16 protein-coding genes are annotated in these 13,718 nt (G+C 68.2%); 8 read left to right on the top strand and 8 right to left on the bottom strand.

Features of this window, described 5'->3' with window-relative positions; all coding sequences use genetic code 11:
* Positions 1-7: 7 nt before the first annotated feature.
* Genes DV704_RS05925 through DV704_RS05900 form a run of 6 tightly spaced genes read left to right on the top strand, consistent with a single transcriptional unit; the run spans position 8 to position 4,747 of the window.
* A complete protein-coding gene (locus tag DV704_RS05925) occupies positions 8-754 on the top strand; it encodes an alpha/beta hydrolase (RefSeq protein ID WP_233498262.1) in 747 nt (248 codons plus the stop codon).
* A gap of 6 nt (positions 755-760) precedes the next feature.
* Positions 761-1,201, top strand: coding sequence for a hypothetical protein (locus DV704_RS05920; protein WP_114798641.1), 441 nt, complete (start codon positions 761-763; stop codon positions 1,199-1,201).
* Between the two features lie 44 nt (positions 1,202-1,245).
* Complete coding sequence (locus tag DV704_RS05915) at positions 1,246-3,078, top strand: ABC transporter permease (RefSeq protein ID WP_114798640.1); 1,833 nt, start codon at positions 1,246-1,248, stop codon at positions 3,076-3,078.
* A 4-nt stretch (positions 3,079-3,082) separates the two neighbouring features.
* Positions 3,083-3,994, top strand: a complete 912-nt coding sequence (locus DV704_RS05910) for an ABC transporter permease (RefSeq protein WP_114798639.1) — start codon at positions 3,083-3,085, stop codon at positions 3,992-3,994.
* Positions 3,995-4,034: 40 nt separating this feature from the next.
* Positions 4,035-4,325 (top strand): hypothetical protein, encoded by a 291-nt coding sequence (locus tag DV704_RS05905; protein WP_114798638.1) that lies wholly within the window; start codon positions 4,035-4,037, stop codon positions 4,323-4,325.
* On the top strand, positions 4,325-4,747 hold the full coding sequence (locus DV704_RS05900) for a hypothetical protein (protein WP_114798637.1): 423 nt from the start codon (positions 4,325-4,327) through the stop codon (positions 4,745-4,747). The genes DV704_RS05905 and DV704_RS05900 overlap by 1 nt, the downstream gene beginning before the upstream one ends.
* Here the strand turns inward: DV704_RS05900 and DV704_RS05895 are convergent.
* The 4 genes from DV704_RS05895 to miaA all read right to left on the bottom strand — a co-directional run bounded on the left by DV704_RS05895 (position 4,744) and on the right by miaA (position 9,054).
* Positions 4,744-5,844: a hypothetical protein gene (locus DV704_RS05895; RefSeq protein WP_114798636.1), complete on the bottom strand. Its 1,101-nt coding sequence runs from the start codon at positions 5,842-5,844 to the stop codon at positions 4,744-4,746. The two genes, DV704_RS05900 and DV704_RS05895, sit on opposite strands and share 4 nt — an antisense overlap.
* The gene (locus DV704_RS05890) at positions 5,841-6,611 is read right to left on the bottom strand and encodes a PolC-type DNA polymerase III (RefSeq protein ID WP_114798635.1); all 771 of its coding nucleotides are present in this window, start codon (positions 6,609-6,611) and stop codon (positions 5,841-5,843) included. The genes DV704_RS05895 and DV704_RS05890 overlap by 4 nt, the downstream gene beginning before the upstream one ends.
* Before the next feature lie 72 nt (positions 6,612-6,683).
* Positions 6,684-8,129: an Asp-tRNA(Asn)/Glu-tRNA(Gln) amidotransferase subunit GatA gene (gatA, locus tag DV704_RS05885; RefSeq protein ID WP_114798634.1), complete on the bottom strand. Its 1,446-nt coding sequence runs from the start codon at positions 8,127-8,129 to the stop codon at positions 6,684-6,686.
* Between the two features lie 7 nt (positions 8,130-8,136).
* Positions 8,137-9,054: a tRNA (adenosine(37)-N6)-dimethylallyltransferase MiaA gene (miaA, locus tag DV704_RS05880; RefSeq protein WP_114798633.1), complete on the bottom strand. Its 918-nt coding sequence runs from the start codon at positions 9,052-9,054 to the stop codon at positions 8,137-8,139.
* Between the two features lie 34 nt (positions 9,055-9,088).
* On the opposite strand from miaA, the gene DV704_RS05875 reads away from it, so the two are divergent.
* Positions 9,089-9,511 carry an Hsp20/alpha crystallin family protein gene (locus tag DV704_RS05875; RefSeq protein WP_114798632.1) on the top strand — a complete coding sequence of 141 codons (423 nt, stop codon included), beginning with the start codon at positions 9,089-9,091 and terminating at the stop codon, positions 9,509-9,511.
* Between the two features lie 3 nt (positions 9,512-9,514).
* Here the strand turns inward: DV704_RS05875 and DV704_RS05870 are convergent, their stop codons facing one another.
* Genes DV704_RS05870 through DV704_RS05855 form a run of 4 tightly spaced genes read right to left on the bottom strand, consistent with a single transcriptional unit; the run spans position 9,515 to position 12,778 of the window.
* Positions 9,515-10,165 carry a DUF502 domain-containing protein gene (locus DV704_RS05870; protein WP_114798631.1) on the bottom strand — a complete coding sequence of 217 codons (651 nt, stop codon included), beginning with the start codon at positions 10,163-10,165 and terminating at the stop codon, positions 9,515-9,517.
* Between the two features lie 58 nt (positions 10,166-10,223).
* Positions 10,224-11,138: an LptA/OstA family protein gene (locus DV704_RS05865; RefSeq protein ID WP_114798630.1), complete on the bottom strand. Its 915-nt coding sequence runs from the start codon at positions 11,136-11,138 to the stop codon at positions 10,224-10,226.
* Positions 11,135-11,701 carry a hypothetical protein gene (locus tag DV704_RS05860; RefSeq protein ID WP_114798629.1) on the bottom strand — a complete coding sequence of 189 codons (567 nt, stop codon included), beginning with the start codon at positions 11,699-11,701 and terminating at the stop codon, positions 11,135-11,137. The genes DV704_RS05865 and DV704_RS05860 overlap by 4 nt, the downstream gene beginning before the upstream one ends.
* 54 nt (positions 11,702-11,755) lie before the next feature.
* Positions 11,756-12,778 carry a peptidoglycan bridge formation glycyltransferase FemA/FemB family protein gene (locus DV704_RS05855; protein WP_114798628.1) on the bottom strand — a complete coding sequence of 341 codons (1,023 nt, stop codon included), beginning with the start codon at positions 12,776-12,778 and terminating at the stop codon, positions 11,756-11,758.
* A 65-nt stretch (positions 12,779-12,843) separates the two neighbouring features.
* Here DV704_RS05855 and pheA point away from each other — a divergent pair, with 65 nt between their 5' ends.
* Positions 12,844-13,692 (top strand): prephenate dehydratase, encoded by an 849-nt coding sequence (gene pheA / locus DV704_RS05850; protein ID WP_199489946.1) that lies wholly within the window; start codon positions 12,844-12,846, stop codon positions 13,690-13,692.
* Positions 13,693-13,718 lie beyond the last annotated feature (26 nt).

The raw sequence follows: 13,718 nt of genomic DNA, 5'->3' as shown, positions 1-13,718 counted from the left end.
AGGCCCCATGAGGTTGAGCAAGCACCACGTCTTCTGGCTGGTCTTCTTTGGGGGGCTTTTGTTCTTCGCCTCCGCCATGGTCTGGTACACCCAGCGCGTCCTCAAGCCCTACCCCCCCTTCCCCGAGGCCCTGCAGGCCCTGGAGTCCACCCCCGCGCTAGAGGTGCGCCCCACCGCTTACGGCTGGGTCTTCGTCCCAGGGAAGGCCAGAGGGGGGCTGGCCTTCTACCCTGGGGGCCTGGTGGAGCCGGAAGCCTATGCCCCGGTCCTCCGCCGCATCGCCCAGGCCGGCTACCGGGTGGCCCTTTTGCGGGTGCGCTTCAACCTCGCCGTCACCGAACAGGGCAAGGCCCGCCTGGCCATTCAGGAGGCACCGGACCTGCCCTGGGCCGTTGGGGGGCACAGCCTGGGGGGCGTGGTGGCCTCCAACTTCGCCGCCAGCGTCCCGGGGGTCCAGGCCCTGGTGATGTGGGCCGCCTACCCCCAAAACGACCTGTCGAGCCAAAGCCTGCCCACCCTGGCCCTTCTGGGAGAGAAAGACGGGCGCATCAGCCCAGAGCAAATCGAGGAACACCGGGCCAAGTTCCCCAAGAACACTCGCTTCGAGGTGATCCCAGGTCTCAACCACGCCGGGTTCGGCGCCTACGGCCCCCAGCGGGGCGACAACCCGGCCACCCTGTCCCAGGAAGCCGGCTGGGACGAGGTGGCCCGGCGCACCCTGCGCTTCCTGGACCAGACCCTCAAGGCCCCCTAGGCCGGTATGGACAGCGGCCTCGAGCTCCTTCTGCTTTTCCACCTGGCCTGCACCTGGGCCCTGGTGGGGCTCATCTGGACCATACAGGTCGTGCACTACCCTCTTTTCGAGCGGGTAGGACCGGAGCACTTCCCCGCCTACGAAGCTGCCCACGCCCGGCGAATTACCTGGGTGGTGGGACCGCTGATGCTCTTTGAGCTCGCCTCTGGACTAGCCCTTCTGGCCCTTTGGCCGCCCGCTCTACCGGCCTGGGCCGGCTGGATGCTGGTTTTGCTGCTGGGCCTCATCTGGCTGCACACGGCCCTGGTCGCCGTGCCCCTGCACGCCCGCCTGGGCCGGGGCTTCGACCCTAGGGCCCACGCCTGGCTGGTCCGGAGCAACTGGTTGCGCACCCTGGCCTGGAGCGCCAGGGGCTTGCTGCTTTTATGGCTCCAGCAAAACCTCTGACCGGTAGCGCCACCGCGCCCGATATGTAAGAATCCGAGGAAGCTATGAGCCGACTGCTGTTCTTATTGGGGAGCGGCCTGGTGCTCCTGATTATGATTTTTTCCCCCTGGGCCGTCCCCATGCGGGAGTTCGACGGAACCGGCTACCTGCTGAACCCCCTGGGCCCCATCAACCCCCAAGGCCTCGCCCTGCCCGAGGGCCTTTCCTTTCCCTGGCTGGGGCCCCTGTTTGGCCTTTGGGTGCTCCTGATTGCAGCAGCAGGAGGGGTGTATTTCCTGCCTGACCCTGAGGCCCGGGCTCGAGGGCTCTACCTCCTGGGGGCCCTGGGCCTGGCGCTCTTCGCGGCGGGGGCCCTGCTCTTCTACCAGGGCGTGGGGGCCGCCAACGAGGCCGCCCTGGCCGCCGGGGCGCGCCGCCCCCCCCTGCGGCGCTTCGCCCTCTCGCTTGGCCTTTACGCGGGGCTCTTCTACGCCCTGGCCCTCCTGCTGCTGGCCCGCATGCAACGCCCAGGGGGGCTGGCCTTCCTGGTGCGCCTGAGGGGGGTGGTGGTCCCGGTGGTCGCCCTTCTGCTGGCCGTGGTGGTGGGGGGGGTGGTGGTGGCCATCCTGCGGCCGGGCCTCGGCACCGAGGGGGACGGGGGGCTGCGCGAGTTCATCGCCGGGAAACTCGACCTGGTGACCTACACCTTCCAGATCCTGTTCAGCCCCCTTTTGAGCCTGCCCGGCCTCTTCAACAGCCTGGCCTTCGCCACCCCCTTGATCTTCACCGGTCTGGCGGTGGCTTTTGGCTTCCGGGCCGGCCTCTTCAACATCGGGGCCCCTGGCCAGCTCACCCTCGGGGCCCTCTGCGCTATGCTGGTCGGGGTTTACCTGCCCCTCCCCGGCTTTTTGCTGCTGCCCGCCGCCATCCTGGCCGCCGCCCTGGGCGGGGCGCTGTGGGGCGGCATTGTGGGCTGGCTCAAGGCCCGCTTCGGGGCCAACGAGGTCATCAACACCATCATGATGAACTACATCGCGGCCTCGCTTTTGCTCTTCATGCTGGCCGCCAACGAGTACCGCTTCTTCGGTTACACCGTGCGGCTGCCCTTCAAGGCCGAGGGCTTCGAGGGGCGCAGCGAGGAGATGCAGGAAGGGGCCCGCATACCCCTCATGATCCACATCCTGGCCCCCCAGAACACCTTTTCCTGGGCCCTGCCGCTGGCGGTGGTGGCCGGTGTGCTGGCCTACTACGGGCTGCGGCGGCTGGACCTGGGGCGGCGTCTGCTTCTCTCGGGCGGGGCAGCGGGGCTGGGATTCGTGCTGGGCGGGTGGCTGCCGGGCTTCCCGGTGGAAATCAGCTCGGCGCTTGCCTCCCAGCTCCTAAACGGCTCCTTCCTGATAGCGGTCCTGGCCCTCCTGTTCTACAACTTCTACCTCTTCCGCACCACCGGGGGCTACGAGCTGCGGGCCACCGGGCTCGCCCCCAGGGCTGCTGAGTACGCCGGGGTCAACCTGAAGCGCAAGATGGTGCTGGCCATGCTCATCTCCGGCGGGCTGGCCGGTCTGGCGGCCACCCACTATGTGCTGGGGGCGGGGATGGACGGCACCTACCGGCTCAAGACCGCCCTTCCGGCCAGCGTGGGCTTCGACGGCATTGCGGTGGCCCTGATGGGACAGAACACCCCGCTGGGCATCTTCCTCTCGGCCACCCTCTTCGGGGTGCTGCTGGCCGGAGGGGTCTCGCTTAACGCCCAGCTTGGCATCAGCAACCAGATCATCCAGGTGCTTCAGGCCCTGATCATCCTTTTCATCGCCGTGGGCGGCCTCCTGCCGCGCTACTTCACCGACCCTCTACGAGCCGCCCAGGTGGAGACCGAGGCCAAGCAGGCCAGGGGGTAGGCGTATGGAAATTGCTATCGCGCTCTTCTTCTCAACCCTGCGTCAGGCCACCCCGCTTCTGCTCACCGCTTTAGGCGGGCTCTTCTCCGAGCGCAGCGGGGTGGTGAACATCGCCCTGGAGGGCATGATCCTCTTCGGCGCGGCTGCAGCGGCAATCACGGTCAACCGCCTCGAGGTGGCCACCGGCGGCCAGGTGGCCTTCTGGATCCCCTGGGTGGGCCTGCTGGCCGGGGCCCTGATGGGGGGGCTGGTGGGGCTGATCCACGCCGTGGCGGCTATCCGGTACCGCGCCGACCAGATCGTCACCGGCACGGCCATCAACATCGCCGCCCTGGGGGCCCCCTCCATCGTCCTACAGGTGCTTTACAACAACACCTCCACCTCGCAGGAGGTGGTCAACCGGCTGCCCAACGTGAGCCTGGGACCGGGCAGCGTCTCTGTTCTAGTCATCTTCGCCTTCCTGCTGGTGCCGCTGGTCTGGTGGGTGCTCTTCAAGACCCCCTGGGGCCTGCGGCTTCGGGCCGTGGGCGAACACCCCGAGGCCGCCGAGACCATGGGGGTGAACGTAATCCGGATGCGCTACACCGCGGTCATCCTCTCGGGCGTCCTGGCCGGAATCGCCGGGGCCTACCTTTCCATCGGCTTCCTCAACCAGTTCATCCGCGCCATGAGCGCTGGGGCCGGCTTCATCGCCCTGGCCGCCCTCATCTTCGGCAAGTGGCACCCTTTGGGGGTGCTCGGGGCCACCCTGCTCTTCGGCTTTGCCCAGGCCCTGGCCATCCAGCTCCAGGGGGGGGATATCCTGCCGGCCACGCTGGTGCAGGCCATACCCTTCATCCTGACCATGCTGGTGTTGGCCGGCTTCATCGGGCGCAGCCGGCCACCAGCGGCGGTGGGCAAACCCTACGACAAGTAGGCGGTATAATCAGCTCAACGTCAGTGCAGGAGGTGGCCGCATGCTCACAATCACCCTGCTGGCGGGCCTTCTCCTCATGTTCTACAACGTCTACCTGGGCCTCCAGCTCAAAGCCCGCGCACCCGGGGGTGTCATCGGCGAGCGCCTGGGGCAGCTCAACCTGCTCATCGGGTTTTTCGCCCTGGGCTACCTGGCGGTAGGCCTGCTCACCTGGGGGCGTCCAGCCGACACACCCCTGCTCTTGCTGGGCCTGATCCTGCTTTTCGGCGCGGTCTTCGTGCTGCTGGTACTGCGTCTGGTCGCAGCGGTGCTGGACGCCCTCGAGAGCTGATGCGGGTTTACCGGCAAAGCCCCAAACCGCTTAAGATTCTGCTGAGCCGGGAGGAGCGGCTCATCTATACCCTCTGCCGTGAGGAGATCAGCGACGTGCTCCTGGCCGAGCGCACCGGTCTGGCCCTGGACGTGGTGCAGGAAATTCTGCTTCGCCTTTGCCAGCAGGGGCTGCTGGAAGTGGTGGTCCAGGGCCCATCCTCCCCCTCGCCCCTGCAAAGCGCCCAGGAGCGCCTTATGCGGGCCCTGGAGGCTGCCTTAGGCCCCAAGGCGCAGGCGTATGCCGCCGAGATACAGAGCAAAGCGAGCCTTGGCGCGCTGGAAGAATACAGCCGCAAACTGGTGCTGCGGCTTCGGCTGACCATAAGCCGCCGGGCAGCCGAGGCGCTCGAGGCCGAGCTCAAAAAAATCTTTCCCCCCTAGGGCCTGAGCGAGACCCCCTGCAGACGGCCGAGCATCACCCGAGCGTACTCGGCCCAGTCGGAGAGGGCCTGCTCCACCGACTGGCGCATCAAGAACTCCCCGGGTGAGAGGCGCTTGAGGAGGAGGAAAGGGGGACTGCAGAGGTTTTCCAGGATGCTCTGGAGCTGATCGGCCTCAAGGCCCATCTCCCGTGCCATGGGCATCAGGTCGGCCAGCAGGAAGACCTGCTGGGGGGGCTGGTCGGCCAGCAGGGTAAGCACCGCCGAGAAGTGGCCCCGCTCGTGCAGTACCCCGAAAACCTCGTCCTCGAGCCGCTGCACTGCCTCCAGGTCTACCCGCCCTTCCCGCAGCAGACGCTCCAGGTCCAAAGGGCCGACGGGAAACCGTCTTCTGAGCCGCACCAGGCGCTGCAGGGCCTCCGGCGAAAGGTAGACCAGACCGGCCTGGGCCAGCCCCGAGGGGCGCAGCGCGGCAATCTCTGCCAGGGCCTCCTGCCGGGCCGACTCTCCCGCCACCAGCCCCGCGTACTCCGCTCGCCCCTGCTGGCGGTAGGCCAGCAGCTCCCGCGCCGGCAGCTCACCCAGCTTGGCCAGGGCCAGGTAAAAGGTGCGGCGGCCCAAAGAGGCCCGGAAGACCCAGGGGGCCCCGGACGATTCACGCACCAGGCCCAGAGCCTCCAGGTCGGCAGAAAAGGCCGGCACCTCCAGCGGCAGGGGCTGGTGGGGAAAGATCACCTCCTTAGGGTAAGGCGTCACCCGAACCCGCTTCTCGGCGGGGGGCTCGGCCTGGGGTTTGGGCCCCTCTGGCGGGCGCACGCGGATGGGCCGGGCCGAGGGCGCCAGGGCTTCCAGGCCAATCGTCTCGCCCTCCAGGTGGAGCACAATTCGGTCGTTCACCCCCAACCGCCGCTTGGCGTAGTAAGGGCCCAGACCCTCCAGCCGGCCTAGCTGCCAGTTCACCTCTACCTGGTAGGTCTCCCCTTCCTCATCGCGCAGCACCACCCGGTCTTTCCCGCGCAAGTAGACCCGCAGCGGCTGGATGAGGCTCATGGTTCCGCTGTGAAGGCAGGCGCTGGTGAGAACGTAGCGTGCAGTCATAGCTTTTCCTGAAGCCGGCTTAGGCCGCTGGGGGTGCCGGCGGTGAGCATGTAATACATCTCGCGGGCCACCCGCAGGGTCAGCTCCGCATCCCCCATAGCGCGGTGGCGCCCAGGGGCAGGACCCAGGTCGAAGACCCAGGCCAGGGCATCCAGCCCCCGCTTGCCCAGGGCGGGTAGTGCTTTGCGCGCCCAGTGTACCGTGTCCACCACCGGGTTATCCAGCCGATAGCCCAGCCGCGCCAGGCGGGGGCCCAGAAAACCGAGGTCGAAGGGGGCGTTTTGGATGATGAGGGTAGCCCCCTCCAGCATCGGCCAGGCCTCCTGCAAAACCGTGTAGACATCCGGCGCATCGCGCACATCGGCCTCGCCAATCCCGGTGAGCCGGCGGATGAAGGGGGGTATGGGGCGCCCGGGGTTGACCAGCCGCTCTAGGCACGTCTGCTGCCCGTTCTCCAGCCGGATCAGGGCCAGCTCGATGACCTCGCCCTCTGTGGGCGAAAGCCCGGTGGTCTCCAGGTCCAGCACCACCACCGCCTCCCCTACAGGGGGAAAGCCGTAGCGCCACTCCCAAAGCCCCACCCCCTCCGCCAACCGCTCGAAGCGCCCATCCAAAAGGTTTTGCAAAATATCCCGCGCCCACCCCCCCCGGGGCAGGGCCACGGCCGCCAGCAGCCACTCGGCCAGGCAGGACTCGGCCAGGGGATAACCCTTGGCGCGCAGATGGTGGGCTATGCGGCTGGCAAGGCGGTAGTGGGTAGGGCTCATGAAAGAATTGGGCCTCGCGGCGAGTATACTGCAGCTTACGGACCGCTGACAGAGGCCGGGTAGATCGGCGCCTTAATTAACGGACCCCAGGGGGGCCCCCTGGGCGAACGCCCGCCCGGTGGCCTCCTCAAAAACCCGGGCCACGGCGAAAAGCTGCTCGTCCTGCAGGGCCCGACCGATGAGCTGGAGCCCCACCGGCAGATGCCCCTCGAACCCCGCAGGCAGGCTCATGGCCGGCAGGCCCACCAGGTTGACCGCCACGGTGTCCACGTCGGCCAGGTACATGGCCAAAGGATCGGCGGTCTTCTCGCCAAAGCGGAAGGCTGGGGTGGGGCTGGTGGGGGTAAGGAGGAGCTCGACCTGCCCAAAGGCCGCGTCCATGTCGGCCTTCAGCCGGGCCCTGGCGCGCAGGGCCTTGCCGTAGTAGGCCTGGTAGTAGCCTGAGGAAAGCACGAAGGTGCCCAACAAAATGCGTCGCCTGGCCTCCGGGCCAAAGCCCTGCTCACGGGTTCGCATCATGGTGTCCAGGCTCTCCTCCCCCGGCACCCGCAGGCCGTAGAGGCTGCCGTCGTAGCGGGCCAGGTTGGAGCTGATTTCGGCGGTGTTGACGATGTAGTAGGCGGCCAGGGCATAGCGCAGCGAGGGGATGCTCACCTCCACGAAGCGCACCCCCTGGGCCTCCATCACCTCCTGAAATCGGGCCAGGGCTGCCAGAACCCCAGGCGAGTTGCCGAGGGCCAGGGCCTCCTTAACCAGCCCGATTCGAAGCCCCCGCACCGGGGCCTCCAGGGCCGCCTGGAAGCGGGGCAGAACCTCCAGGCTGGTGCTGTCCTTGGGGTCGTGGCCGCTCACCGCATCGGTCAGCAAGGCCAGGTCGGCCACCGTGCGGGCCAGGGTGCCCACCTGGTCCAGGCTGCTGGCCGTGGCCACCACCCCGTAGCGGGAGATACGGCCGTAGGTGGGCTTGAAGCCGTAGACCCCGCAGAAGGCCGCAGGCTGGCGCACGCTGCCGCCGGTGTCGGTGCCCAGGGCCACCGGGGCCAGATCGGCGGCCACCGCCGCCGCCGAGCCCCCAGAGGTCCCTCCCGGCACGCGCTCGGGGTCCCAGGGGTTCTTGGTGGGGCCATAGGCCGAGTACTCCGTGGAGGAGCCCATGGCGAACTCGTCCATGTTGGTCTTGCCCAGCACCACCGCCCCGGCCTGGCGCAGCCGCTCGACCACCGTGGCCTCGTAGGGGGGCACAAAGCGCGCCAGCATGCGGGATGCGCAGGTGGTCTCCAGGCCCCGGGTGCAGATGTTATCCTTGATGGCCACCGGCACCCCCGCCAAAGGGAGGTCCTCACCGGCAACCAGGCGCTCCTCCACCCTCCGGGCCTCGGCCTCGGCTTTGGGGTTGAGGCGGATGAAGGCCCGGAGGCGGGGTTCTATCTCCTCGAGGCGTGCCTGGTAGGCCCTGAGCACCTCGAGGGGGGTAATGCGGCCGGTGCGAACGTTTTCCACGATTTCCTGGGCCAGCATACGGCCCCTATGATAAAGGATGCCCCTCGCCCTCCCGCAGCCAGGCCTCCACCTCGGCCAAGGCCTCCTCCCCCGCCCGGGGCAGGAAGACCACCGGCCCCGGTTCCTTGCGAAACCAGGTGTACTGCCGCTTGGCGTAGGCCCGGGTGGCCCGGAGCATGGCCGCCCGGGCCTCCTCCAGGGTGCAGTCGCCCCGCAGGTAGGCAGCGATCTCCTTGTAGCCGATGGCCTGAAGGGCGGTGGGCATGGAGGGATAGGCCCGCAGCAGCCCCCGCACCTCCTCCACCAGACCCCTCTCCAGCATGCCCTCCACCCGAAAAGCCAGCCGGGGCTCGAGCCAGTCCCACGCCGGCCACAGGATGAGTTTGCGGTAGCGAAAGCGAGGGGGCCGCCTGGGCAGCCGCGAGGGCGGTAGGCCGGTGCGGCGGAGCACCTCCAGGGCCCGCACCAGCCGGCGGGGGTTCTTCCCCACCCGAAGGGCGTCCTCCGGGCTGTGGGCCGCCAGCTCGGCCTGCAGGGGCTCGAGCCCCCTCAGCTCCAGCAAGCCCCAGAGCTCGGCCTGGAGCGCCGGGTCGGGCGGGGGCAACGCGTGAAGCCCCTCGGCGAGGGTCCTTATGTAGTAGCCGGTCCCCCCCACCACCAGCGGGATGCGCCCCCGTTCCAGTACCCCCTGGATGGCCGCCTCGGCCCGCGCCACATAGTCAGCCACGCTAAAGGGCTGGTCAGGGCGCACCACATCGACCAGGTGGTGCGGCACCCGGGCCCGCTCCTCCGGGCTTGGTTTGGCGGTCCCGATGTCCATGCCCACATAGACCATGCTGGCGTCGGCCGAGATGACCTCGAGGGGCCACACCTCCCCTAGCCGGAGGGCCAGCGTGGTCTTTCCGGTGGCGGTAGGCCCAGCGAGCACGGGAATCCAGGTCATATCTCCTTAGCGCAACCATGATATTCTCGGCCATATGACCATAGAACGCTACGACGCCCTGGAGCAGCTCAGGCTCATCCGCCAGCAGCTCGAGGAGTTCTCCCGGCGCTTTTCCTCGCTAGAAGCCCTGGGGGAGTGGGTGCCGGCGGTGGACATCCTCGACGAGGGGGACCACTACCGCATCCTGGTGGACGTGCCTGGGGTCAAAAGCGAGGATCTGGAGCTGAAAGAACAGGGCCAGACCCTCACCTTAGCCGGGGTGCGCCACCCGCTGGGGGGCACCTACATACGTCAGGAGCGCCCCACCGGCCTCTTTCGCCGCACCCTGACCCTACCCGAACCCATCGTGCCCAACAGCGCCCAGGCCTCCCTCAAGGGGGGGGTGCTGGAGCTGGTGCTCAAGAAAGCCCGCAAGGGCCGCAAAAAAACGGCTACCCCTCGCAAGGATCCGGAGTGAGCCCTAGGACCGCTGCGGACCGGCATCGGTCAGAAGCTGAGCAGCCCGGCTTTCCGGCAGGATGAACCCCGCCGAGACCACGTACTTCAGGGCGTCCTCCACGCTGATATCCAGCGGGATCACATCAGCGCTGGGCACGATGATGGCCATGCCCGAGGCCGGAACCGGGCTGGTGGGCACCAGCACCACGGTATAGCCCTCCGGCAAGGGGGAAAGCCGCCGGCCCACCTGGGGGCTGGCGATGAAGCAGAGGGTGTAGAGGCCCTTGCGGGGGTACTCGATCAGGGCCGCCCGCTGGAACTGCACCTCGGGCTGGCCCAGCAGGGTGTGGGCAATCTGCTGCACCGCGTTGTAAACCTCCCGCACCAGCGGGATGGTCTTGATGCTGCGGTCCAGCGCGGCAAAGAGCATCCGGCCCACGTAGTTGTTGGCCAGCAGGCCGGCCAGCACCACCAGCCCCAGGGTGGCCACGATCGCCAGAATCGGCAAAAACGGCATTAACCAGCGGGCCGGCTCGGCGTCCACGGCTTTGAGCACCGCCTCGATAAGGCCGTTCGACCAGTTGTACACCCAGACCAGCACATACAAAGTGACCGCAATCGGCAGGGTGGAGAGCAGCCCGGCTATAAAGTAGCGGCGGAGTCGATTGCGCATAGCCCTAACCCAAGTTTAGCGCCCCGGGGCCAGCCCGGGGCGGCAACACTTCGCACCCCTACTCGCCCAGCTTGCGGAAATCCCCCAGCGGCAGCCTGGGGGCCTGGGCCAGCACCCGCACCTGTGAGCGGTTCACGTTGTGCAAAAGGGCGTTGCCCGAGAGGGCCGCCCTCTCTTTGGCGTTCACACTGCGGGCCGGCACATTCTGGTTGCCCACCCGCCCGGCCAGCACCGTGGCCTCCCCGGTGTTGTCGTTGTAGAGCAGGCTGGCCCCGGTGGTGGTGATATCGCCGTCCACCAAGGTCACCCCGCCCGTGGCCAAAAGGCGCTTCTCCTCGGTCAGACTGCGCACCTCTCTGGCCCGAATCACCAGGTCGCCCTTGCCCTCCCGTCGGCGTATCAGCACCACCTCTTTCTCATCGGTGAAGACCGCCAAGCCCCGGTCCTCCTCGTAGTAGACCTGCTGCGAGCGGCCCTCCTGGCGCCCGTTCTTGAGGGCCACCCCTCCTTCGCTGGTGGAGATGTTGGTGTCCACCTCGAAGGTCATCCGGGGTGCGGTCACCTCCACCGGGTCGCTTTCCTTGTCGCGGGGTTCCTGGCGCATCCGGGCTCCCCCCTCCAGCACCCCCCGGCCGTTGCTCTCGCGGTAGACCAGGCGGGGCCCGGTGGCGGTCATGCGGTCGCGCCTGACGGTAACCCCCCCTTCAAACGAGGCCACCCGCTCCCCCTCGGCCTCCTGCATGGTCTTGCCCTGGGGGGCCTCGAGGGTGGCCCGGGTAGCGCTGATCTCCAGGTCCTTGACCCGGCCGATAACCCCCCCCGGCCGGCCCGCCTCGTACACCCAGGGCCCCATGCGCAGGTTGCCCGAGCGCTGCCCCCCCGGGGCCTCGATGGTGATGATGCGCTCCCTGCTCTGGGCCAGCACGGCCAGGGCCAGCAAAAAGAGAAAGAGGATGAAGCCAATGCGTCTCATGAGCTACCTCCTTGAATCGGACAGGGCTGCTCCCTGCCAGAGAAGAACTTTTCGATGGGATCGCGCCAGCTAGGGTTCTCGATGCCAAAGTCGCTCTTGAAGTCCTTGCCGCGCACCTCGAGGCTGGGGGCGGTGATGTAGACGCTTGGGGCGCGGAAGCCCTCGCGCTGGTCGATGATCACCGGCGGCTCCCCCATCTGGCCCAGGTGCACGGTGTAGCAGCCCTTGAGAATCTCCACCCGGGCATAGGGTAGGCGGAGGTTGTCTGCGCGGTCAATGGTCACCTCGGGGGCGTAAAGCCGCAGGTCGAGCTTCCCCTCCACGAAGCGCTGGCCGGAGCGCAGCCCGCTCACCCGGGCCTCCCGGGTTGCGGGGTCCTGCTCGACCCGCTCCGCCTCGAACTCCCAGCGGGCCTTGGGGTCCTGCTCGGGGTAGAGGGTGAGGGCCACGTTTTCCAACCGGACCCCCTGGCTGGGCGCCTGGGGGGTGGGCAGGGGACGGTGGGTCAGGTAAAGCGAGAGGAGAACGATGGCCGCCAGGGCCGCAACCGCAGCACGAACCACGGCTAGAGGGTAGAAGCAGGCGCGCTAAGAAGCGTGAACCCCGGGCTAAGGCGGCTAGAGCACGTCGCGGAAGGTGCCCCGGGTGCGGTAGTTGACCCAGCTCTTGCGCAGCCGCAAGGCCCGGGTAAGGGGCCCGTACAGGGGCGAAAGGGGCAGGTCGTAGGCAGGGAACCGTACCCGCTGACCCCCGAAACCCTCCTTGAAGGCGTCAATCCCGGCGGCGTGGCTGCCCTCCCGCACCCTCGGCACCCCCCACAGGTCGTAGACCCTGTAGCCGTGCTCCAGGCCCCACAGTATGGCCCGCCAGTGCATCCCATTCGGGGCCTTGGCATGGGTGTTCTCGCGCGAGCTGCCGCCGTAGAGGTAGTCCACCCTACCCGCAAAGGCCACGAAAAGCCCTGCGGCCAGGGCCCGCCCCTCCAACCGGGCGACGGAGATGAAGGCCCGGCCTAAGGGCTGGTTCATCTCGCGCAGCACCGCCTGGTAGTAGGCCTTGGCGTGCTGCAGCAGCCTGGCCCGACGGTTGGTCTCCTCGAAAAGCCGCCAGAACTCCTCAAAGGCCTCCTCCCCCTCGATGCTGCACACCACCCGCTTCTCGGCCAGGCGGGTGTTGCGGCGGTGCATGCTCTCCATCTGGGCTAGAATTCCCTCCCGCCCCAGAGAAAGGTCGAGCCAGATGGAGTACTCCGGCTGGATGCTCTCAGCCGGGCGCAGTCCAGAGAAAACAGGGGGGGGCTCGCCGGCCGGCTGCCCGGTCTCGGGCTCCAGCTTCAGGTAGACTGCCCCCCCAACCCGCCTGCGCAGGGCCTCCGCCACCTGTGGCAGCGCCTCGAGGCTGCGCAGGGCCGGACCCCGGGGGGCATAGAGCAGGCCCAAAGGGCCCGCCAAACGGCGGCGAAAAAGCTGGACCGCCGCCAGAAGCCCGCTGCCGTCGTGGAGGGCCAGCCGCAAGGGTTCCCAACCGGAAAGCCGCTTGACCTCGCCCCAGCCCCAAGACTGCAGGGCGCTGGTGATGGGCAAGGAGGCCACCAGCGCGTTCCACTCCTCGGCCCGGTCCACCGGCTCAATCCGCAGCACGCCTGATTATGCCCAGGCCCGGCGGCCCCCGGTCAAGCCCTATACTGACAGGTGTGACCAAGGTCCTGCGCATCGCCTTCCAGGGCACCGAGGGGGCCTACAGCGAGGAGGCCTCGCTCAGGGCTTTCCCCGAGGCCGAGACCATCGGGCTGCCCACCTTCCACCAGGTCTTCGCCGCCGTCACCGAGGGCGAGGTGGACCTGGGGGTGGTCCCGGTGGAAAACACCACCGCCGGCATCATCAACCAGACCTACGACCTGCTGCTGGAGACCGACCTGCACGTGGTGGGGGAGCTGGTGCTCAAGGTGGACCACTGCCTGCTGGCCCCGCCCGGCACCCGGCTGGAGGACGTCCGCAAGGTCATCAGCCACCCCCAGGGCCTGGCCCAGTGCGACGGGTTCATCGCCCGCTACAAGCTCGAGGCCATCCCGGTCTACGACACCGCCGGGGCGGCCCGGGCCCTGGCCGAAAACCCCGAGCCGGGGCTGGCCGCCATCGCCAGCCGCCGCGCTGCTGAGCGCTACGGGCTGGTGGTCCTGGCTAAAAGCATCCAGGACTTCATCGGCAACTACACCCGCTTCTTCGTGCTCTCGCGGGAGGAGTGGCCCCGCCGGGAGGGCCCCTACAAGACCTCGGTGGTCTTCACCACCCGCCACCGCCCGGGCGAGCTGCTGGCCGCGCTCAAGGCCTTTGCCGACCAGGGCATCAACCTGACCAAGCTCGAGTCCCGCCCCCGCCGCAACCCCGACCGGCCTTTCTCCCCCATCTTCTACGCCGACTTCGAGGGCCACGCCGAGGACCCCGGCCCCTCCCAGGCCCTGCTCACCCTGCTGCGCCGGGCCTCGTTCGTGAAGGTGCTGGGCTCCTACCCTGCGGTCACCAGCTGGGGCCTCCTCAAAGACCCGGAGGAATAAAACCCCCAGGCATGTTAGGCTGAGGC

The sequence above is a fragment of the Meiothermus sp. QL-1 genome, from assembly GCF_003351145.1.
GTDB lineage: Bacteria > Deinococcota > Deinococci > Deinococcales > Thermaceae > Meiothermus.
This window is presented reverse-complemented; position numbering and strand designations above follow the sequence as displayed.

What these genes read in the sequence shown, in the direction of transcription:
- DV704_RS05925 (WP_233498262.1), top strand. Translation starts at nt 8, where the DNA reads ATGAGGTTGAGCAAGCACCACGTCTTCTGGCTGGTCTTCTTTGGGGGG.
- DV704_RS05920 (WP_114798641.1), top strand. Translation starts at nt 761, where the DNA reads ATGGACAGCGGCCTCGAGCTCCTTCTGCTTTTCCACCTGGCCTGCACC.
- DV704_RS05915 (WP_114798640.1), top strand. Translation starts at nt 1,246, where the DNA reads ATGAGCCGACTGCTGTTCTTATTGGGGAGCGGCCTGGTGCTCCTGATT.
- DV704_RS05910 (WP_114798639.1), top strand. Translation starts at nt 3,083, where the DNA reads ATGGAAATTGCTATCGCGCTCTTCTTCTCAACCCTGCGTCAGGCCACC.
- DV704_RS05905 (WP_114798638.1), top strand. Translation starts at nt 4,035, where the DNA reads ATGCTCACAATCACCCTGCTGGCGGGCCTTCTCCTCATGTTCTACAAC.
- DV704_RS05900 (WP_114798637.1), top strand. Translation starts at nt 4,325, where the DNA reads ATGCGGGTTTACCGGCAAAGCCCCAAACCGCTTAAGATTCTGCTGAGC.
- DV704_RS05895 (WP_114798636.1), bottom strand. Translation starts at nt 5,844, where the DNA reads ATGACTGCACGCTACGTTCTCACCAGCGCCTGCCTTCACAGCGGAACC.
- DV704_RS05890 (WP_114798635.1), bottom strand. Translation starts at nt 6,611, where the DNA reads ATGAGCCCTACCCACTACCGCCTTGCCAGCCGCATAGCCCACCATCTG.
- gatA (WP_114798634.1), bottom strand. Translation starts at nt 8,129, where the DNA reads ATGCTGGCCCAGGAAATCGTGGAAAACGTTCGCACCGGCCGCATTACC.
- miaA (WP_114798633.1), bottom strand. Translation starts at nt 9,054, where the DNA reads ATGACCTGGATTCCCGTGCTCGCTGGGCCTACCGCCACCGGAAAGACC.
- DV704_RS05875 (WP_114798632.1), top strand. Translation starts at nt 9,089, where the DNA reads ATGACCATAGAACGCTACGACGCCCTGGAGCAGCTCAGGCTCATCCGC.
- DV704_RS05870 (WP_114798631.1), bottom strand. Translation starts at nt 10,165, where the DNA reads ATGCGCAATCGACTCCGCCGCTACTTTATAGCCGGGCTGCTCTCCACC.
- DV704_RS05865 (WP_114798630.1), bottom strand. Translation starts at nt 11,138, where the DNA reads ATGAGACGCATTGGCTTCATCCTCTTTCTCTTTTTGCTGGCCCTGGCC.